The organism is Chryseobacterium sp. WX, assembly GCF_029542485.1.
In the GTDB taxonomy this organism is placed as follows: Bacteria; Bacteroidota; Bacteroidia; order Flavobacteriales; family Weeksellaceae; genus Chryseobacterium; species Chryseobacterium cucumeris.
In genome coordinates this window covers 449,112-465,691 of the sequence record NZ_CP120710.1, presented here as the reverse complement: position 1 = coordinate 465,691, position 16,580 = coordinate 449,112, and the positions used below count along the sequence as shown (strand labels likewise).

The following is a 16,580-nucleotide window of genomic DNA, read 5'->3' as shown; positions in this document are numbered from 1 at the left end:
AGCATGATTTATTAAGTAAAACTTATATAGTTATAAACGAAACAATGAAAATTGAAATAACACAAAAACAACTAATTTCTGCACACATCATTTTGTTTGTAGTAAGTTTTGTATTTCTGGAGTATTCAAAAATGTTTCGGATGAATCAGAAATTACATTGGATTTATTCTTGGGGTCATAATTGGTGGATTATGTTTGCGTTACCTACATCATTCTGGGGCTCTCTTATTTTAGGTGGTTATACCTTATGGAAAGTTAAAAAAAATAAATTCTTATATCTATTTTTAAGTTTTCTCCCTATCCTTTTATTTCTAATACTATTCTTCTTTTAAACATGCACCTACAAATCAAACATGCTGATATCGGCTACAATACAACTTTAATCTCCAATGCCAATGCAGATTTAAGGCTTGGTGATGTATGCCTGTTGATTGGTAATAACGGTGTAGGGAAAACAACATTAATCAAATCTATCCTGCATCAGCTCCCTTTACTGAATGGGGAAATTTCTATTAACGGAAAAAATGTAAAAAATCTTTCGGTAAAAGAGATTGCGGAGAATATTGCCATTGTCTTTTCAAAGTCAGTTATTCCACAGCATTATACCGTTGAAGATCTTATTTCTCTGGGAAAGTATATCTACTACCCTTTTTATTTTGAATTAAAAAAAGAAGACCGCGATGAAGTTGCACATATTATTGAAGAACTGGATCTTAATCAGTACCGATATACTCTTTTGAAAAACCTATCAGATGGCAATCTTCAGAAAGCGTTTATTGGCCGTGCTATTACCCAAAATTCGCCTATTATCATTCTGGATGAGCCTACTACCCATTTGGATGAAAAAAATAAAATCATCATTCTAAAAACCCTGAGAAAGCTGGCTAAGGAACAGAACAAGCTTATTCTGTTTTCTTCTCATGACTGGCGACTGGCCAAAGAATTCGCAGACAAAATATGGTATGTAAAGGAAAATCATTTGTATTCCGGAATTGTTGAGGACATTTTGCTTCAGCATAATGAACTTACGAATGCTTCCTTATTTCAAATCAATGAGACCTTTATTCCGCCGGTGATCTCTGCACCACAGTTTCACAAGGAAATGCTGTATTCTCTGCTTCAAAAAAACTTCCAAAAAGACCTGTCTGACCTGAATTTCGAATTTCAGAACACATTTTGGGTAATTGCTAAGGATTCCTTCACCTATCAATGTGAATCTTTTGAAGAAATCATCATTTTAGTCTCAAACATTCATTAATACTTGATTTTATTTGATTTATCCACATACTATGCATGCATAGTATTATGCTAATCATACAATTTAATCCGTTTATTTACAGCCTATTAACAAAATTTAACGTTAATAAATATTATGCATGCATAATATTTATTAAATTTGGGTAAAACCATTGGCGCAAAAATGATGGATCATAATAAGGAAAAAATAGAAAACGTAGATTTAATTTTAAAGCAGACCTGGCTGGCTGTTTCTAAAATGTACACAGAATTAGCCCAGGAACATGATTCCACAGCGGTACAGGCACTCACACTTTTAAAAATAGATCCTAAAGAAGGAACTCGAAGTACCAATCTTGGACCGAAGATGGCTATTGAACCCACTTCATTAACGAGAATCATCAAACTTCTTGAAGATAACGGATACATCTATAAGGAGAAGACCACCACTGATAAAAGAGAGGTGATCATCAAACTTACAGATAAAGGATTAAACTCCAGAAATATGTCTAAGGAAGTCGTTGTGAATTTCAACAAGAAGGTGATGGAAAAAATTTCTCCGGAAAAACTGGAGGCTTTCAAAGATGTGATGGGTGAAATCATGAAAATAGCCAACGAATTATTAAATAACAGAAAATAAATTATGATGAAGCCTTCGGGTTCATATCATCTTATACAAATAAAAATTTACATATGAAAAGAAGAATCAAACATGTAACGGTTCTTGGTTCAGGAATTATGGGAAGCGGAATCGCTGCTCACTTCGCCAACATCGGCGTTGAAGTATCACTTTTGGATATTGTTCCTTTTGAACTTACTGAAGCTGAACAGAAAAAAGGTTTGACCAAAGATGACAAAGCAGTAAGAAACAGAATTGCTTCCGAAAACTTTGAAAAACTTAAAAAAGCAAGTCCTGCACTTCTTTATTCACCAAAGTTTGCAGACAGAATCAAAATCGGAAATTTCGATGATGATTTGCCGAAAATAAAAAATACCGACTGGATCATTGAAGTAGTCGTTGAAAGACTTGATATCAAGAAGTCTGTGTACGAAAAAATTGAACAGTTCAGAAAACCGGGAACATTAATTTCTTCCAATACATCCGGTATTCCTATTCATCTCCTTACAGAAGGGAGAAGCGAGGATTTCAAGAAGTACTTTGCCGGAACACACTTCTTCAACCCGGTAAGATATCTTCCCCTTTTAGAGATTATCCCAACCAACGATACAGCTCCTGAAATCATCGATTTCTATATGAATTACGGAGCGAAATTCCTGGGTAAGACGACTGTCTTAGCCAAAGATACACCAGCTTTCATCGCCAACAGAATCGGAGTATTCTCCATGATGGATCTTCTTCACAATGTACAGAAATTAGGACTTACTGTTTCTGATGTTGATAAATTAACAGGTCCCGTAATCGGACGTCCAAAATCTGCAACATTCAGAACGGCTGACGTTGTAGGTCTTGATACTTTGGTAATGGTAGCCAACGGAGTTCGTCAAAGCGGTGCTGAAGCGAATGACTTCAATGATGTATTTGCCCTTCCTCCTTATATCCAGAAGATGATGGATAATAAATGGCTAGGTTCAAAAACAGAACAAGGTTTCTATAAAAAAGTGAAAAATGCAGAAGGAAAATCTGAAATTCACGGATTAAATCTTGATACTTTGGAGTATGAACTTCAAGGAAAATCATCCTTCCCTACTCTGGAATTAACAAAATCTATAGATAAACCGATTGACAGATTTAAAGTATTAATTGGTGGTAAAGATAAAGCTGGTGAATTGTACAGAAAGTCTTTAGGAGCATTATTTGCTTACGTTTCGCACAAAGTACCTGAAATCTCTGACGAGGTCTATAAAATTGACGATGCGATGAGAGCCGGTTTCGGATGGGAAAACGGTCCATTTGAAATCTGGGATGCTGTAGGTGTTCAGAAAGGTATTGAACTGGCAAAAGATGCAGGATACGAAGTTTCTGACTGGGTGAAAAATGTAGAAACTTTCTATAAAGTTAATGACGAGGGTCAAAGCATTTACGTTGATCAAAATTCAGGAGAATACAACAAGATCCCTGGTCAGGATGCATTCATCATCTTAGATAATATCAGAAAAAATAAAACGCTTTGGAGCAATTCAGGGGCTGCTATCCAAGATTTGGGAGACGGAATTATCAACTTTGAGATCCGTTCAAAAATGAACTCTCTTGGAGGTGAAGTTCTTGACGGATTAAACAGAGCGATTGATTTGGCAGAAAAAGAATATGATGGATTGGTTGTAGGAAATCAGGGAGCTAACTTCTCTGTAGGAGCCAACCTTGCGATGATTCTTATGATGGCTATTGAGCAGGATTGGGATGATTTGAATATGGCAATCGCTTACTTCCAGAAATCAATGATGAGAGTACGCTACTCTTCTATTCCTGTAGTAGTTGCTCCTCACGGAATGACCTTAGGTGGAGGATGCGAAATGACCATGCATGCAGACCGAGTGGTTGCAGCGGCAGAAACGTATATAGGACTTGTAGAAACCGGAGTTGGAGTCATTCCTGGTGGTGGCGGTACTAAAGAATTGACTTTAAGAACTTCCAGAGAATTCCACAATGATGATGTTAAAAATAACAGACTTCGTGATGCATTTATGAACATCGCTATGGGTAAAGTAGCTACTTCTGCTTATGAAGCTTACGATATGGGAATCCTTGAAAAAGGGAAAGACATCGTTTCCGTAAGCAAAAACAGACAGATTGCTGAAGCGAAAAAAGTAGCGAAACTATTAGCAGAACAAGGCTATACCCAGCCCATCGAACAGAAAGTAAAAGTTTTGGGTAAAGACGCATTAGGAATGTTCTACGTAGGAACTGACCAGATGTTAACCGGAAACTTTATTTCTGCACACGATAAGAAAATTGCTGATAAACTAGCCAACGTGATGGTAGGTGGAAATCTATCAGAGCCAACAGTTGTAACGGAACAGTATCTATTGAACCTTGAAAGGGAAACTTTCCTTCAGCTTTGTGGAGAAAGAAAAACTCTGGAGAGAATCCAGTACATGTTACAGAACGGAAAACCATTAAGAAACTAATTTGTACAATGTCGGATGTAAAATGTAAAAAGTATTGGCATGCATAATTTTAGAGATTTAGAAGTTTGGAAGAAATCAATTCTGCTTTGCAAGCATTATTATATTGTTTCTAAAAATTTCCCTAAAGATGAGTTATTTGGTTTAACCTCACAATCAAGGAGAAGTTTATATTCTATTCCATCTAATATTGCTGAAGGAGCAGGAAGAGATACCAATCCTCAGTTTTGTCAATTCTTAAACATTGCATTAGGTTCTTCATTTGAATTTGAAACTCAAATCATCATTGCTAATGATTTGGAATTTATAAAGAAAAATGATTTTGATTTACTAATGACTGAAATCAGGCATATTCAAAATATGATAATTAAATTAAAACAAAATTATTCAAAATAGAATTGTACAAGGTATTATGCAGCCATACTGAATATAGTACAACTGACATTTTACATTATACATTTTACAAAAATTTACAAACAAAATGAAAACAGCATACATAGTAAAAGGTTTCAGAACTGCCGTTGGAAAAGCTCCAAAAGGAAGTTTAAGATTTACAAGACCTGATGTCATGGCGGCTACCGTTATTGAAAAATTAATGGCTGAGCTACCACAATTAGATAAAAATAGAATTGATGACCTTATCGTAGGAAACGCAATGCCGGAAGCTGAACAAGGGCTTAATGTGGCGCGTCTGATCTCTTTGATGGGGTTAAATACCGATAAAGTTCCGGGAGTTACCGTGAACAGATACTGTGCATCAGGAAGTGAGGCAATTGCTATTGCTTCTGCGAAAATTCAGGCTGGTATGGCAGATTGTATCATCGCGGGTGGTACAGAATCTATGTCATATATTCCTATGGGAGGTTATAAGCCGGTTCCTGAAACGGATATCGCAAAAACAAACCCTGATTATTACTGGGGAATGGGTTACACAGCGGAAGAAGTTGCAAAACAATATAATATTACAAGAGAAGAACAGGATCAGTTTGCTTTTGAATCTCATATGAAGGCTTTAAAAGCTAATCAGGAAGGTAAATTTGCCAACCAGATTGTTCCGATTCCTGTAGAGTATAATTTCCTGGACGAAAATCAGAAACTGCAGACTAAAAAGTTTGATTTCTCTGTAGATGAGGGGCCTAGAGCAGATACTTCTTTAGCTGGTTTAGCAAAACTAAGACCTGTATTTGCCAACGGAGGAAGCGTAACTGCCGGAAACTCTTCTCAAATGAGTGACGGAGCGGCTTTCGTAATGGTAATGAGTGAGGAAATGGTAAAAGAATTAGGACTGGAGCCTGAGGCAAGATTAGTGGCTTATGCTGCAGCCGGATTAGAACCAAGAATCATGGGAATGGGTCCAATTTATGCTATTCCAAAAGCATTGAAACAGGCTGGTTTAGAATTAAAAGATATCGATTTGATCGAGCTTAACGAAGCATTCGCTTCTCAATCTGTTGCAATCAAAAAAGAATTAGGCTTAAATCCTGATATCTTAAACGTAAACGGAGGAGCAATCGCCCTTGGACACCCGCTTGGATGTACAGGAACAAAACTAACGGTACAACTTCTTGACGAAATGAGAAGAAGAGGCAACAAGTACGGAATGGTTTCTATGTGCGTGGGAACAGGTCAAGGAGCAGCTTCTATTTTTGAACTTCTTTAATAGACAAATAGAGAATAGACGGATAGATAATAGACTTAAAGATACCAAAAATGTACGAATGATTTTAAGAGGCACAATTTTAAGAAGCTTAAAATCTGGCAAATGAGTATGGAATTATCAAGATTAACTTTAGATTTTACAGATACTTTTCCGACTTATGAAAAGTATGGTTTGAAAAATCAAATGGACAGATGTGCAATTTCAATTCCATCAAATATAGCTGAAGGTTCAAGCAGGACAAATAAGTCTTTTAGTCATTTTTTGGATATTTCTTTAGGTTCTTCATTTGAATTGCAAACATAAATATTGTTAGCAAATCATAGAAAATATTTATCTGATGAAAAAACTGAAATCTTTGAAATTAAGATTGAAGAATTTCAAAAAGCAACAATGGTATTTCAGAATACTTTAAACAGGGACTAAGAAAACAAAAGACTAGGAGATAATGGACCGAAAGAAAATAGACAGTATAAAAGTCTATCATCTATCCGTCTATTATCTGAAGGTCTCAAAAAATTTAAAAAACAAAATAATATATGGCTACATTAAAAGGCGGGGAATTCCTGATCAAACAGATTCCTGCAAATGAAATTTTCAGTATTGAAGAACTGAATGAAGAACAAAAGATGCTTCGTGATTCTGCGAAGGAATTTATAGATAGAGAAGTAGTTCCTCAAAGAGAACGTTTTGAGAAGAAAGATTACGCATTTACTGAAGAGACCATGCGTAAACTGGGAGAAATGGGAATGTTGGGAATCGCGGTTCCTGAAGAATACGGAGGTCTTGGAATGGGCTTTGTGACTACAATGCTTGCCTGTGATTATCTATCAGGAACTACAGGTTCATTGGCTACAGCTTATGGTGCACACACCGGAATTGGAACCCTGCCAATCGTTCTTTACGGAACTGAAGAGCAGAAGAAAAAATACCTTCCGGATTTAGCAACGGGAACAAAATTCGGAGCTTACTGTCTGACAGAGCCAGATGCTGGTTCTGATGCCAATTCAGGAAAAACAAAAGCAAAACTTTCCGAAGACGGAAAACATTATATCATCAACGGTCAGAAAATGTGGATCTCCAATGCAGGATTTGCAGATACATTTACATTATTCGCTAAAATTGATGATGATAAAAATATCACAGGATTTGTCATCAACAGATCGGAACTTGAAAACCCTGAAAGCTTAACTTTCGGAGAAGAAGAACATAAATTAGGTATCCGTGCTTCTTCTACCCGTCAGGTTTTCTTCAATGATATGAAAATTCCTGTGGAAAATCTTTTAGGAGAAAGAAATAATGGTTTCAAAATCGCTTTGAATGCATTGAACGTAGGCCGTATCAAATTGGCTGCAGCATGTCTTGATGCACAGAGAAGAATTTTAAACCACTCTATCCAGTACTCTAACGAAAGAAAACAGTTTGGTGTTTCAATCGCTACTTTCGGAGCGATCAGAAAGAAAATTGCTGAAATGGCAACCGGAGTTTTCGTAAGTGAAGCAGGTTCTTACAGAGCAGCTAAAAACGTTCAGGATAAAATTGACGAATTAGTAGCAGGTGGATTAAGCCATCAGGAAGCAGAACTGAAAGGTGTTGAAGAATTCGCGGTAGAATGCTCAATCCTTAAAGTATTCGTTTCTGACCTTGCCCAGCACACAGCAGACGAAGGAATCCAGGTGTACGGAGGGATGGGATTCTCTGAAGATACTCCTATGGAAGCGGCTTGGAGAGATTCAAGAATTTCAAGAATCTATGAAGGTACCAACGAAATCAACAGATTATTAGCCGTAGGAATGCTTATTAAAAGAGCGATGAAAGGTGAATTGGATCTTTTATCACCTGCTATGGCCATCAGCAAAGAATTGATGGGTATCCCTTCATTTGAAGTTCCTGATTATTCAGAATTCATGAGCGAAGAAAAAGCAATTATCGCAAACCTTAAGAAAGTATTCCTAATGGTTTCCGGAGCAGCTCTTCAGAAATATATGATGGATATTGAAAAACAACAGCATTTATTATTGAATGCATCTGAAATCCTTAACCAGATCTACATGGCAGAATCTGCAGTACTAAGAGCAGAGAAACACTTCTCTCCTGAATCTGTAGAAGCAGCTATGGCTCAGTTAAATCTTTACAAAGCTGTTGAGAAAATCATCACTGCAGCTAAAGAAGGAATTGTTTCTTTTGCTGAAGGAGATGAACAGAGAATGATGCTTTCTGGATTAAGAAGATTCACTAAATATACCAACCATCCGAATGTAGTAGCGCTTACTGAAAAAGTAGCCGCTCACTATATCGAGAAAGGATCTTATTAATCTTTAATAACATAAATTTGATTCAGCGTCCCAATTTTGGGGCGCTTTTTTGATCTTTATCAGTTATGACATCCATTGAAATTAATGGTATTTAGCAAGGTTATTCAAAAAAAATTATTATTTTTATTTTAAAATAACTAACACATGAAAATTTTATTATTTCCAATACTCCTTATTTCCGTTACTTTTTCAGCACAAAAAAAAGATAATTTACTTCCTGTTCCCAAGATGGATACCACAAAAATTGTTGCTAAAGGGAAATTCCCGGGATATTTTGCTCTGAAACCCGATCAACCTCAAAAAGAACTTTACAAAATATTAACGGTTAAGCCCAATGATACAATTCTTTATCTGGCTTTAAAAGAATCTTCAAAGGATTATTCACAATATAAAATTTTAAATTCGATTACTCCAGATAAGCTTCAGGTCAATCGGAAAAAAATACTACCGTCCAAATAACATAACACAAACTAAAAACTATTACCATGGGAAAATTTATTATCTCTAAAAGAACAAACGGAGACTTTCAGTTCAACCTCAAAGCTGGAAACGGGCAGGTTATTTTAACCAGCCAGGGATACAGTACCAAACCTTCCTGTGAAAGCGGAATCGGATCCGTAAAACTCAATGCACAGGAAGATGCAAAATTTGAAAGAAATACAGCCAATGACGGCAGATGCTATTTTAATCTAAAAGCCGGAAACGGACAGATCATCGGAACCAGCCAGATGTATGAATCTGACAATGGTATGGAAAACGGAATAGAATCTGTAAAAAACAATGCTCCTCATGCTCATATAGAGGACGAAACAGACTTTTAAAATCATATAAAATATTCTTCATAAAATGTCTTATTTTTTTAAGGCATTTTTTATTTTTGTACTCTATTTTTCATTAGAAATGACAAAAGAAGAATTACTGAATAAAGCAATCAAAATCGCCGATAAGGCTCATAAAGGACAAACCGATAAATACCATGCTCCCTACATTGCCCACGTAATGCGGGTGATGAACTATGGTAAAACACTGGATGAAAAAATCGTTGGAGTACTTCACGATGTTGTAGAAGACCATCCACAGGAGTTTAGTCTGGACTATTTAAGGTCGGAAGGATTTCCTGAATATATTATTTTTGCCATCAGCTGCCTTACAAAGCTTGATCCGGAAGAAGACTATGATGAATTCATTAAAAGAACGGAACGATCTCTCCTTTCTGTAGCTGTAAAACTAAATGATCTTCGTGATAATATGGATCTCAGAAGAGTAAACAGAGAGCTTACTCCTAAGGATATCAAAAGATTCAATAAATACCTGAAAGCCTATCGCTATCTGATAGAGAAATATTAATCCGCACCCGGGAAATCGTAACTCTTCGTGTGATGATCTGTTCCATCGATATTGATATTTAACGCAAGGTAAACGAAATGTAAATTTTTGTTTCCTTTTGCTTCAAATTCACGCTGCCACAGATATCCGCTCACGATTCCGAAATAATCATCGATCTGATAGCCGAAACCGCCATAGACTCTGTTTCTGGCGAAAGTAGGCTTCATCGGAGAGACAAAGAAAACCTCGTCATAAGCATTAGCGAAAACAGTTCCTTTCTTAATGGTTTTAGCGTTCAAAGGAACACTAACGTTCAGACGGTATCTGTAACGCATTCTCTGGGAAGTCTGATCTGTTTTTGGCTCGTAAAACCAGCTCTTTTCAGCACGGAAACGGTTTTCAAACTTTACGATACCTTTCTTGATATCAATAACGTCCTGAAGCCATACCCTGAACTCCTCTCTGCTCAGGCTATGTTCTTTATAGTTAACATATCTTCCCAGTCCTACAAAAGGTTTGTGGTTTTTGGTAAGATTATACCCTAGCCCCCCTTTTATTTCATAATAATCAGGGTAGGTATAATCTTCGTTACCACGCATCTGCCCTTCAGCATAAAGGAAAAATTTCGGATGAAACTTATAGGTCAGAGTCACTGCATTGAAGCTGGAAATGTGTTCCTGCGCTTTAAAAAAAGATATTCCAAGTAATAAACCTAAGCCTATAAGACGTTTCATAAAAAATTTTTGCAAATGTATATTTTTTAACAATTTGTTAATATTAACTTTCGTTAATATTAAATTAACACCTACTTAATATTAATTGTATAAGAAAACCCAATGTGGAACCACCTTTGCGGCATTCCCACCCCAAATGCTTCGGTATATTTTGTGTTGGTCAAATTGTTAATCAACACATACACTGAATAATCTTTCTTAGCAAAACTCAGCTTCTCATCTACAAGATTATAGGTTCCCAGATTGACTCTTTCGTTGTAACGGTAAACAAGCTCATTGGTAAAGTTTTTCAGGAATTTCACCTCTAACTTGGACACAAACTGATGCTTCAGATTGTCCAGAATATATCTTGAAATCACACCAGCTTTTTCTTCATATTTACTATCAATATAAGTATATCCTACTGTATATTTTAACCAGTCTGTCGGTCTGTGGCTCCACTCGGCTTCGACTCCTTTTGTTTTGATATCTCCTACATTCTGGGCATACCATACTTTATCACTAAGATCTTTTTTTACCCAGTCAATAGAGTTGCTGGAATTCCTAAGAAATCCACTTATTTTTGCTAAAATTCTGTTATTTTGATATTGATAACCTATCTCTGATGACAAAGCATTTTCAGGCTGTAAATCCGGATTTCCCTGTTCCGTTTTACTCACATAATAAAGTTCGGTAAAAGTGGGTACACGGTGTACTTTTGCGATATTTCCGTAGATTTTAGAATTAGTATTAAAGTTATAACCTACGTCAAGCCCCGGATAAAAGAAATTTCCTTCTTTAGAATAATTAGCCCATGAAATTCCCGGACTGATGTTCAGTTTTTTATCCAGTAATGAAAAATGATGTTCAAAGAAAACCTGAGATACAAAACGGTTTCGGTCACCCAAATTACTGCTTATTAAAAATTCTTTTCTCAGTTCAACACCAATTCCGGTTATTCCCAACCCCCACTGATAGCTGGAATTCACTTCTCCACCTACGTTATTTCCGATGTGCATATTTCGGTAAAAATCCGGATTCCATCTGTCATAAAGATACATATCCTGCCCTCTTCTCCAATACACATTAGAGTTAAGCTTCAGCTTTCCAAAAGTCTGCTGATGAGCTACACTTACAATAGAGGCCTGTGTTTCCTCATACTGTTTGGTAGCAGCACTGGAAGCATAAAAACCATTGGCTCCGAATTTCTTTTCCGAAAACCCGGCCTGTACTCTTACATCTCCGTTTTTGATATTCAGCTTTCCCTGATAAAATACATTCCTGATCTCATAATCCGTATTGAACATATATCCTTCTGAAGAAGCAGAATTTGCCTGAAGGGAGTTGGTAAATTTTTCATTTCCGATCTGCGCGTTAAATCCCAGACCATAGCTGCCGTAATCTCCACCCTCTGCACTGATTTTTACTTTTTTCCCTGGGGTAGTTTTGGTAACGATATTGATAACACCGGCATAAGCATTCTGTCCGAAACGTCTTGCAGCCGGACCTTTTATGATTTCTATCTTTTCTACCTCATCCAGATCTACCGGAATATTCATATTATTATGTCCGGTCTGGGAATCATTCATCCTGATTCCGTTCAACAACAGAAGAACCTGCTCAAAAGAACTACCACGAAAACCGATATCGCTCTGCACACCATTAGCTCCTCTCCTTCTGATATCCATTCCTGGCACCTGTTGAAGGATTTCGTCTATACTTTTAGCCGGAGAATTTACAATGTCTTCTCTGGTGATAACACTGATGTTCTGGTTAGCGCTTTTATAAGGTGTAGAGATAAATTTTCCCTGAAATTCGATGCTTTCAATATCTGTTGTCTTTTCCTGTGCATTTACCCAAAGTAAAGATCCCAGAAAAAAAGCACTTCCTATCTTTTTGATCATAATCGTTTCCGTAGTTTTTTAACAGAGTCCAAAAGTAAGAGAGTTCACCAAGACAGGCAAATGATAGTTGTCATAAAAAAAGATGCAACGTAATGCTGCATCTGTGTGAGGGAGTAATTCTATCTTTTTCTCATTAAATGTGTAACTAGATCTCTGAATAATTTTCTCATTTCTATATTACATATTTACGGCTACAATTTTAAATAATTTTACAACATAAAACAATAGTTAAACAAAAAAACACAATATATTTTTAAAAATTATATAAAACACTGTAAAATAAACCGTAAAACAACATTAAGTCCACAAAAAATATTCATTTTTATCATTCATCAACAGATTTATTTCCTTTTTCGCCTTCTTATTTCATGTTGATAATAACAATTTTTAACAATAAGATAAGCGTAAATTTTTCGCTAAAATTTCGTAATTTTGTGGGTCTTAATTTTACGATGAAAGCATTCTTTTTCAACGGTAATTCTATCGGCAATCTAAAAAATTACAGCTGCAGAATATCAGATGAATTTGGGAATACCGGCAAAAGTTCAATTGATGACAGCCTGGGAAAATTCTAAGGCAAAACACCATTATACTGAAAGTTTTAATGCTTTACAGTTACTTTTATGAATAAACAAAATATGGCTAACACAACAGAAATAGACATAAAGAAACAGATTTTCGTTAAGAATGCACATCTTAACAATCTGAAACATATAGACGTCCTGATTCCGAAAAATAAACTTATTGTTATTACAGGTGTTTCAGGAAGTGGAAAATCCTCTTTGGCCTTTGATACTATTTATGCAGAAGGACAGAGAAGATATGTAGAAAGTTTAAGCTCTTATGCCCGTCAGTTTTTGGGAAAATTAGAAAAACCAAAAGTGGACGATATCAAAGGACTTGCACCTTCTATTGCCATCCAGCAGAAAGTAATTTCTTCCAATCCGCGTTCTACTGTGGGAACTTCTACAGAGATCTACGATTATATGAAGCTTTTATTTGCAAGGATCGGGAAAACCTTTTCACCGGTTTCCGGAGAAGAAGTGAAGAAAGATTCGGTTTCTGATGTAGTCGACTTCATCAAGGCTTCAAAAAAAGATACTTCCTTTCTATTAACTGCTCCTTTGGAATATGATGTTGACAATTTCAAAGAAACCTTAAATATTTTAAAACTGGCAGGTTTCACAAGGCTTGAAATCAATGGAAATGTTGCAGGAATTGAAGACCTTGAAAGTTTTGGTTTTACTCCTGAGAATGGAATGACTATTAATCTTGTCATCGACCGTTTCTCATACGAAGAAGACGAAAGTTTTTTACAGAGACTTGCAGACTCTATACAAATGGCGTTCTATGAAGGACGCGGATATTGTTCACTAAAGAACATCGATACAGAAAAAGTAAAAGAATTCTCCAATAAATTCGAGTTGGACGGCATGGAGTTCCTTGAACCCAACGTTCATTTTTTCAGTTTTAATAACCCATACGGAGCATGTCCGGCATGTGAAGGATACGGAAAAGTAATCGGAATTGATGAGGATCTTGTAGTTCCTAATAAAACATTATCCATCTACGAAGATGCCGTTGTCTGCTGGAGAGGAGAAACGATGAGCGAATGGAAAAAGGATTTCATCAAAAAAGCAGGTGATTTTCCTATCCACAAACCTTATCATCAATTAACAAAAGAACAGAAAAACTTCCTTTGGAAAGGTGACGGAAGGAGCAGTTTCCCTTGCATCAATAATTTCTTCAAGATGCTTGAAGAAAACCTTTATAAAATCCAGTACAGAGTAATGCTTTCCCGTTACAGAGGAAAAACCCTTTGCCCGACATGTGAAGGGTTGAGACTTCGTGAAGAAACAAGCTGGGTAAAAGTAGACGGACACAATATTCAATCGATGATTGAGCTTCCTTTGGATGAGCTGGCTCCTGTTATTAATGGATTAAAGCTTTCTGATCATGACAAAGAAGTAGCCAAAAGACTGATCTATGAAATCACCACCCGCCTGGAATTTTTATTAAAGGTAGGATTAGGATATTTAACCTTAAACAGAACGTCCAATACCCTTTCAGGAGGAGAAAGCCAGAGAATTAACTTAGCAACCAGTTTAGGAAGTTCTCTGGTGGGTTCTATTTACATATTGGATGAACCTTCTATCGGACTGCACTCTAAAGACACCGAAAACCTGATCGAAGTATTGAAAAATCTTCGTGACCTTGGAAATACCGTTATTGTAGTAGAACACGACGAGGATGTGATGAGAGCGGCAGACTATATTATTGATATTGGTCCGGAAGCAGGTTATCTTGGTGGCGAACTGGTATTTGCCGGTGATTATAAAGACTTGAAAAAAGCCAATACCCTTACTTCAGAATATCTTACGGGAAGACTTGAAATTGAAGTTCCGAAAAAAAGAAGAAAAGGAAAAGAATGGATTCATATTAAAGGTGCGCGTCAGAATAACCTTAAAAATATAGATGTAGACGTTCCTTTGGAAAGTCTGGTAGTTATTTCCGGAGTTTCAGGAAGTGGAAAGTCTACTTTGATGAAAGAGATCCTCACCAATGACATCCAGATCCAACTTGGAATGGGTGGTAAAAAAGGAGACTATGATTCTGTAGAATTCCCGAAAAAACTGATCAAAAATATTGAATTGATTGATCAGAACCCGATTGGAAAATCATCCCGTTCAAACCCTGTCACCTATCTAAAAGCTTACGATGATATCCGTGATCTTTTTGCCAAGCAGAAAGTGGCCAAAATGATGGGTTACAAGCCTAAGCATTTCTCTTTCAACGTGGATGGAGGTAGATGTGATGAATGTAAAGGAGAAGGAGTAATCAATGTGTCTATGCAGTTTATGGCAGACATCGAGCTTGAATGCGAAGTTTGTAAAGGAACCCGATTCAAAAATGAAATCCTTGAAGTAAGATTTGATGAAAAAAACATCTCTGATATTCTTCATATGACCGTAGATGAAGCATTGGAATTCTTTAAAGATAATAATGAAGAAAAGATTGTAACAAAGCTGAGACCTTTGCAGGAAGTAGGATTAGGCTACCTGCAGCTGGGACAAAGCTCTTCTACCCTTTCAGGTGGTGAGGCACAACGTGTGAAACTGGCTTCTTTCCTTGTAAAAGGAGTAACCACAGATAAAACATTATTCATCTTTGACGAACCTTCTACAGGGCTTCACTTCCATGATATTCAGAAATTACTGAAGTCATTACAGGCTTTGATTGATCTTGGACATTCAGTGATTGTTATTGAGCATCAGCCTGATATCATCAAATGTGCCGATTATATTATCGATATCGGTCCGGAAGCCGGAAAACATGGTGGCGAAGTTGTATTTGCAGGAACACCTGAAGATCTGACTAAAAATAAAAAGTCCTATACGGCAAAATACATCAAAGAAAAATTGGAACAATAAATACAATCGGCTGTTTTAAAAACAGCCGATTTTTATTTAGATTCTTTATCTTTATTCAACTTATTAACCCATTACAAAATTATTCTTTATGCCTTGGAATCCCGAATTATACGATCAATACAAAGATGTACGTTACAAACCCTTTTATGATTTAGCAGCATTAATTAAGCCTGAAAATAATATAAAAGCTATTGATTTAGGCTGTGGAACCGGAGAACAAACCTCTATTCTAACGGAAAAACTCACAGGTTCTACATTCTTAGGAATTGATTCATCAGCAGAAATGCTTGAAAAATCAAAGAAATTTGAAAACGATCATCTACATTTTAAGCTTCAGAGCATTGAAGAAGCAGCACTGTCTGATCAGAAATGGGATCTTGTCTTCAGTAATGCCGCTTTACAGTGGGCTGATGATCACGAAACTTTATTTCCTAAAATCATTGGATTACTTTCAGAGAATGGACAGTTAGCCATACAAATGCCCGTCCAGAAAGAAAATATTCTGAACCAGATTCTAACGGAAATGGCAGATGAGGAGCCTTATGCATCCCAATTAAATCATTTTAACCGCGATTCTCCGGTGCTTTCAATGGATGATTATGCCCAGATATTATTTGATAACGGAATTCAGGATATTGAAATATTTCAGAAAGTATATCCCATCATTGCGAATGATCACGAGGCTTTATACACCTTTATTTCAGGAACGGCATTGTTACCTTATTTAGAACGTCTGGAAGGAGAACAGAAAGAACAATTCATCTCCGAATTTAAATCTCGTATCGCCAAAAGGTTTACGAAATATCCGGCTATCTATGCATTCAAGCGCATCCTGATGTATGGCCGTAAGAAATAGAAAATCTTGATCCCCCATAAAAGAAAGCTGCCACAAAAGCCAAATAATTTGGCTTTTG

At 36.5% G+C, this 16,580-nt stretch carries 14 protein-coding genes; 12 read left to right on the top strand and 2 right to left on the bottom strand.

The genetic code is table 11. The features are described 5' to 3' along the window. The first annotated feature begins 334 nt into the window (after nucleotides 1-334). From PZ898_RS02065 to PZ898_RS02020, 10 genes are all read left to right on the top strand, one after another. Nucleotides 335-1,258, top strand: coding sequence for an ABC transporter ATP-binding protein (locus PZ898_RS02065; RefSeq protein WP_277694659.1), 924 nt, complete (start codon nucleotides 335-337; stop codon nucleotides 1,256-1,258). A 165-nt stretch (nucleotides 1,259-1,423) separates the two neighbouring features. Further along, a complete protein-coding gene (locus PZ898_RS02060; protein WP_062671553.1) occupies nucleotides 1,424-1,876 on the top strand; it encodes a MarR family transcriptional regulator in 453 nt (150 codons plus the stop codon). 53 nt (nucleotides 1,877-1,929) lie between these two features. Further along, nucleotides 1,930-4,323 (top strand): 3-hydroxyacyl-CoA dehydrogenase/enoyl-CoA hydratase family protein, encoded by a 2,394-nt coding sequence (locus PZ898_RS02055; protein WP_123278366.1) that lies wholly within the window; start codon nucleotides 1,930-1,932, stop codon nucleotides 4,321-4,323. A gap of 39 nt (nucleotides 4,324-4,362) precedes the next feature. Beyond that, entirely contained in the window at nucleotides 4,363-4,716 is a 354-nt protein-coding gene (locus tag PZ898_RS02050) for a four helix bundle protein (protein WP_123278367.1), read from the top strand. 85 nt (nucleotides 4,717-4,801) lie between these two features. Continuing rightward, nucleotides 4,802-5,980 (top strand): acetyl-CoA C-acyltransferase, encoded by a 1,179-nt coding sequence (locus PZ898_RS02045; protein WP_114822156.1) that lies wholly within the window; start codon nucleotides 4,802-4,804, stop codon nucleotides 5,978-5,980. Nucleotides 5,981-6,082: 102 nt separating this feature from the next. Then, nucleotides 6,083-6,283, top strand: a complete 201-nt coding sequence (locus tag PZ898_RS24335) for a four helix bundle protein (RefSeq protein ID WP_347176653.1) — start codon at nucleotides 6,083-6,085, stop codon at nucleotides 6,281-6,283. Between the two features lie 233 nt (nucleotides 6,284-6,516). Continuing rightward, the gene (locus PZ898_RS02035) at nucleotides 6,517-8,292 is read left to right on the top strand and encodes an acyl-CoA dehydrogenase family protein (RefSeq protein WP_123278369.1); all 1,776 of its coding nucleotides are present in this window, start codon (nucleotides 6,517-6,519) and stop codon (nucleotides 8,290-8,292) included. Between the two features lie 144 nt (nucleotides 8,293-8,436). Beyond that, a complete protein-coding gene (locus tag PZ898_RS02030; protein WP_120230934.1) occupies nucleotides 8,437-8,751 on the top strand; it encodes a hypothetical protein in 315 nt (104 codons plus the stop codon). Between the two features lie 26 nt (nucleotides 8,752-8,777). Then, on the top strand, nucleotides 8,778-9,113 hold the full coding sequence (locus PZ898_RS02025) for a YegP family protein (RefSeq protein ID WP_062670100.1): 336 nt from the start codon (nucleotides 8,778-8,780) through the stop codon (nucleotides 9,111-9,113). 79 nt (nucleotides 9,114-9,192) lie between these two features. Next, nucleotides 9,193-9,639, top strand: a complete 447-nt coding sequence (locus PZ898_RS02020) for a phosphohydrolase (RefSeq protein WP_041461800.1) — start codon at nucleotides 9,193-9,195, stop codon at nucleotides 9,637-9,639. Here PZ898_RS02020 and PZ898_RS02015 read toward each other — a convergent pair. Both PZ898_RS02015 and PZ898_RS02010 read right to left on the bottom strand, forming a co-directional pair. Then, entirely contained in the window at nucleotides 9,636-10,352 is a 717-nt protein-coding gene (locus PZ898_RS02015) for a DUF2490 domain-containing protein (protein ID WP_062670101.1), read from the bottom strand. The genes PZ898_RS02020 and PZ898_RS02015 overlap by 4 nt on opposite strands. Nucleotides 10,353-10,423: 71 nt before the next feature. Beyond that, nucleotides 10,424-12,235, bottom strand: a complete 1,812-nt coding sequence (locus PZ898_RS02010; RefSeq protein WP_120230932.1) for a TonB-dependent receptor — start codon at nucleotides 12,233-12,235, stop codon at nucleotides 10,424-10,426. A gap of 638 nt (nucleotides 12,236-12,873) precedes the next feature. On the opposite strand from PZ898_RS02010, the gene uvrA reads away from it, so the two are divergent. Beyond that, nucleotides 12,874-15,666, top strand: coding sequence for an excinuclease ABC subunit UvrA (gene uvrA / locus PZ898_RS02005; RefSeq protein ID WP_277694658.1), 2,793 nt, complete (start codon nucleotides 12,874-12,876; stop codon nucleotides 15,664-15,666). An 88-nt stretch (nucleotides 15,667-15,754) separates the two neighbouring features. Then, nucleotides 15,755-16,522 carry a methyltransferase domain-containing protein gene (locus PZ898_RS02000; RefSeq protein WP_277694657.1) on the top strand — a complete coding sequence of 256 codons (768 nt, stop codon included), beginning with the start codon at nucleotides 15,755-15,757 and terminating at the stop codon, nucleotides 16,520-16,522. Nucleotides 16,523-16,580 lie beyond the last annotated feature (58 nt).

Bases quoted from the DNA above. Each gene is read 5' to 3' on its own strand.
- PZ898_RS02065 (WP_277694659.1), top strand. From the start codon at position 335: ATGCACCTACAAATCAAACATGCTGATATCGGCTACAATACAACTTTA.
- PZ898_RS02060 (WP_062671553.1), top strand. From the start codon at position 1,424: ATGGATCATAATAAGGAAAAAATAGAAAACGTAGATTTAATTTTAAAG.
- PZ898_RS02055 (WP_123278366.1), top strand. From the start codon at position 1,930: ATGAAAAGAAGAATCAAACATGTAACGGTTCTTGGTTCAGGAATTATG.
- PZ898_RS02050 (WP_123278367.1), top strand. From the start codon at position 4,363: ATGCATAATTTTAGAGATTTAGAAGTTTGGAAGAAATCAATTCTGCTT.
- PZ898_RS02045 (WP_114822156.1), top strand. From the start codon at position 4,802: ATGAAAACAGCATACATAGTAAAAGGTTTCAGAACTGCCGTTGGAAAA.
- PZ898_RS24335 (WP_347176653.1), top strand. From the start codon at position 6,083: ATGAGTATGGAATTATCAAGATTAACTTTAGATTTTACAGATACTTTT.
- PZ898_RS02035 (WP_123278369.1), top strand. From the start codon at position 6,517: ATGGCTACATTAAAAGGCGGGGAATTCCTGATCAAACAGATTCCTGCA.
- PZ898_RS02030 (WP_120230934.1), top strand. From the start codon at position 8,437: ATGAAAATTTTATTATTTCCAATACTCCTTATTTCCGTTACTTTTTCA.
- PZ898_RS02025 (WP_062670100.1), top strand. From the start codon at position 8,778: ATGGGAAAATTTATTATCTCTAAAAGAACAAACGGAGACTTTCAGTTC.
- PZ898_RS02020 (WP_041461800.1), top strand. From the start codon at position 9,193: ATGACAAAAGAAGAATTACTGAATAAAGCAATCAAAATCGCCGATAAG.
- PZ898_RS02015 (WP_062670101.1), bottom strand. From the start codon at position 10,352: ATGAAACGTCTTATAGGCTTAGGTTTATTACTTGGAATATCTTTTTTT.
- PZ898_RS02010 (WP_120230932.1), bottom strand. From the start codon at position 12,235: ATGATCAAAAAGATAGGAAGTGCTTTTTTTCTGGGATCTTTACTTTGG.
- uvrA (WP_277694658.1), top strand. From the start codon at position 12,874: ATGGCTAACACAACAGAAATAGACATAAAGAAACAGATTTTCGTTAAG.
- PZ898_RS02000 (WP_277694657.1), top strand. From the start codon at position 15,755: ATGCCTTGGAATCCCGAATTATACGATCAATACAAAGATGTACGTTAC.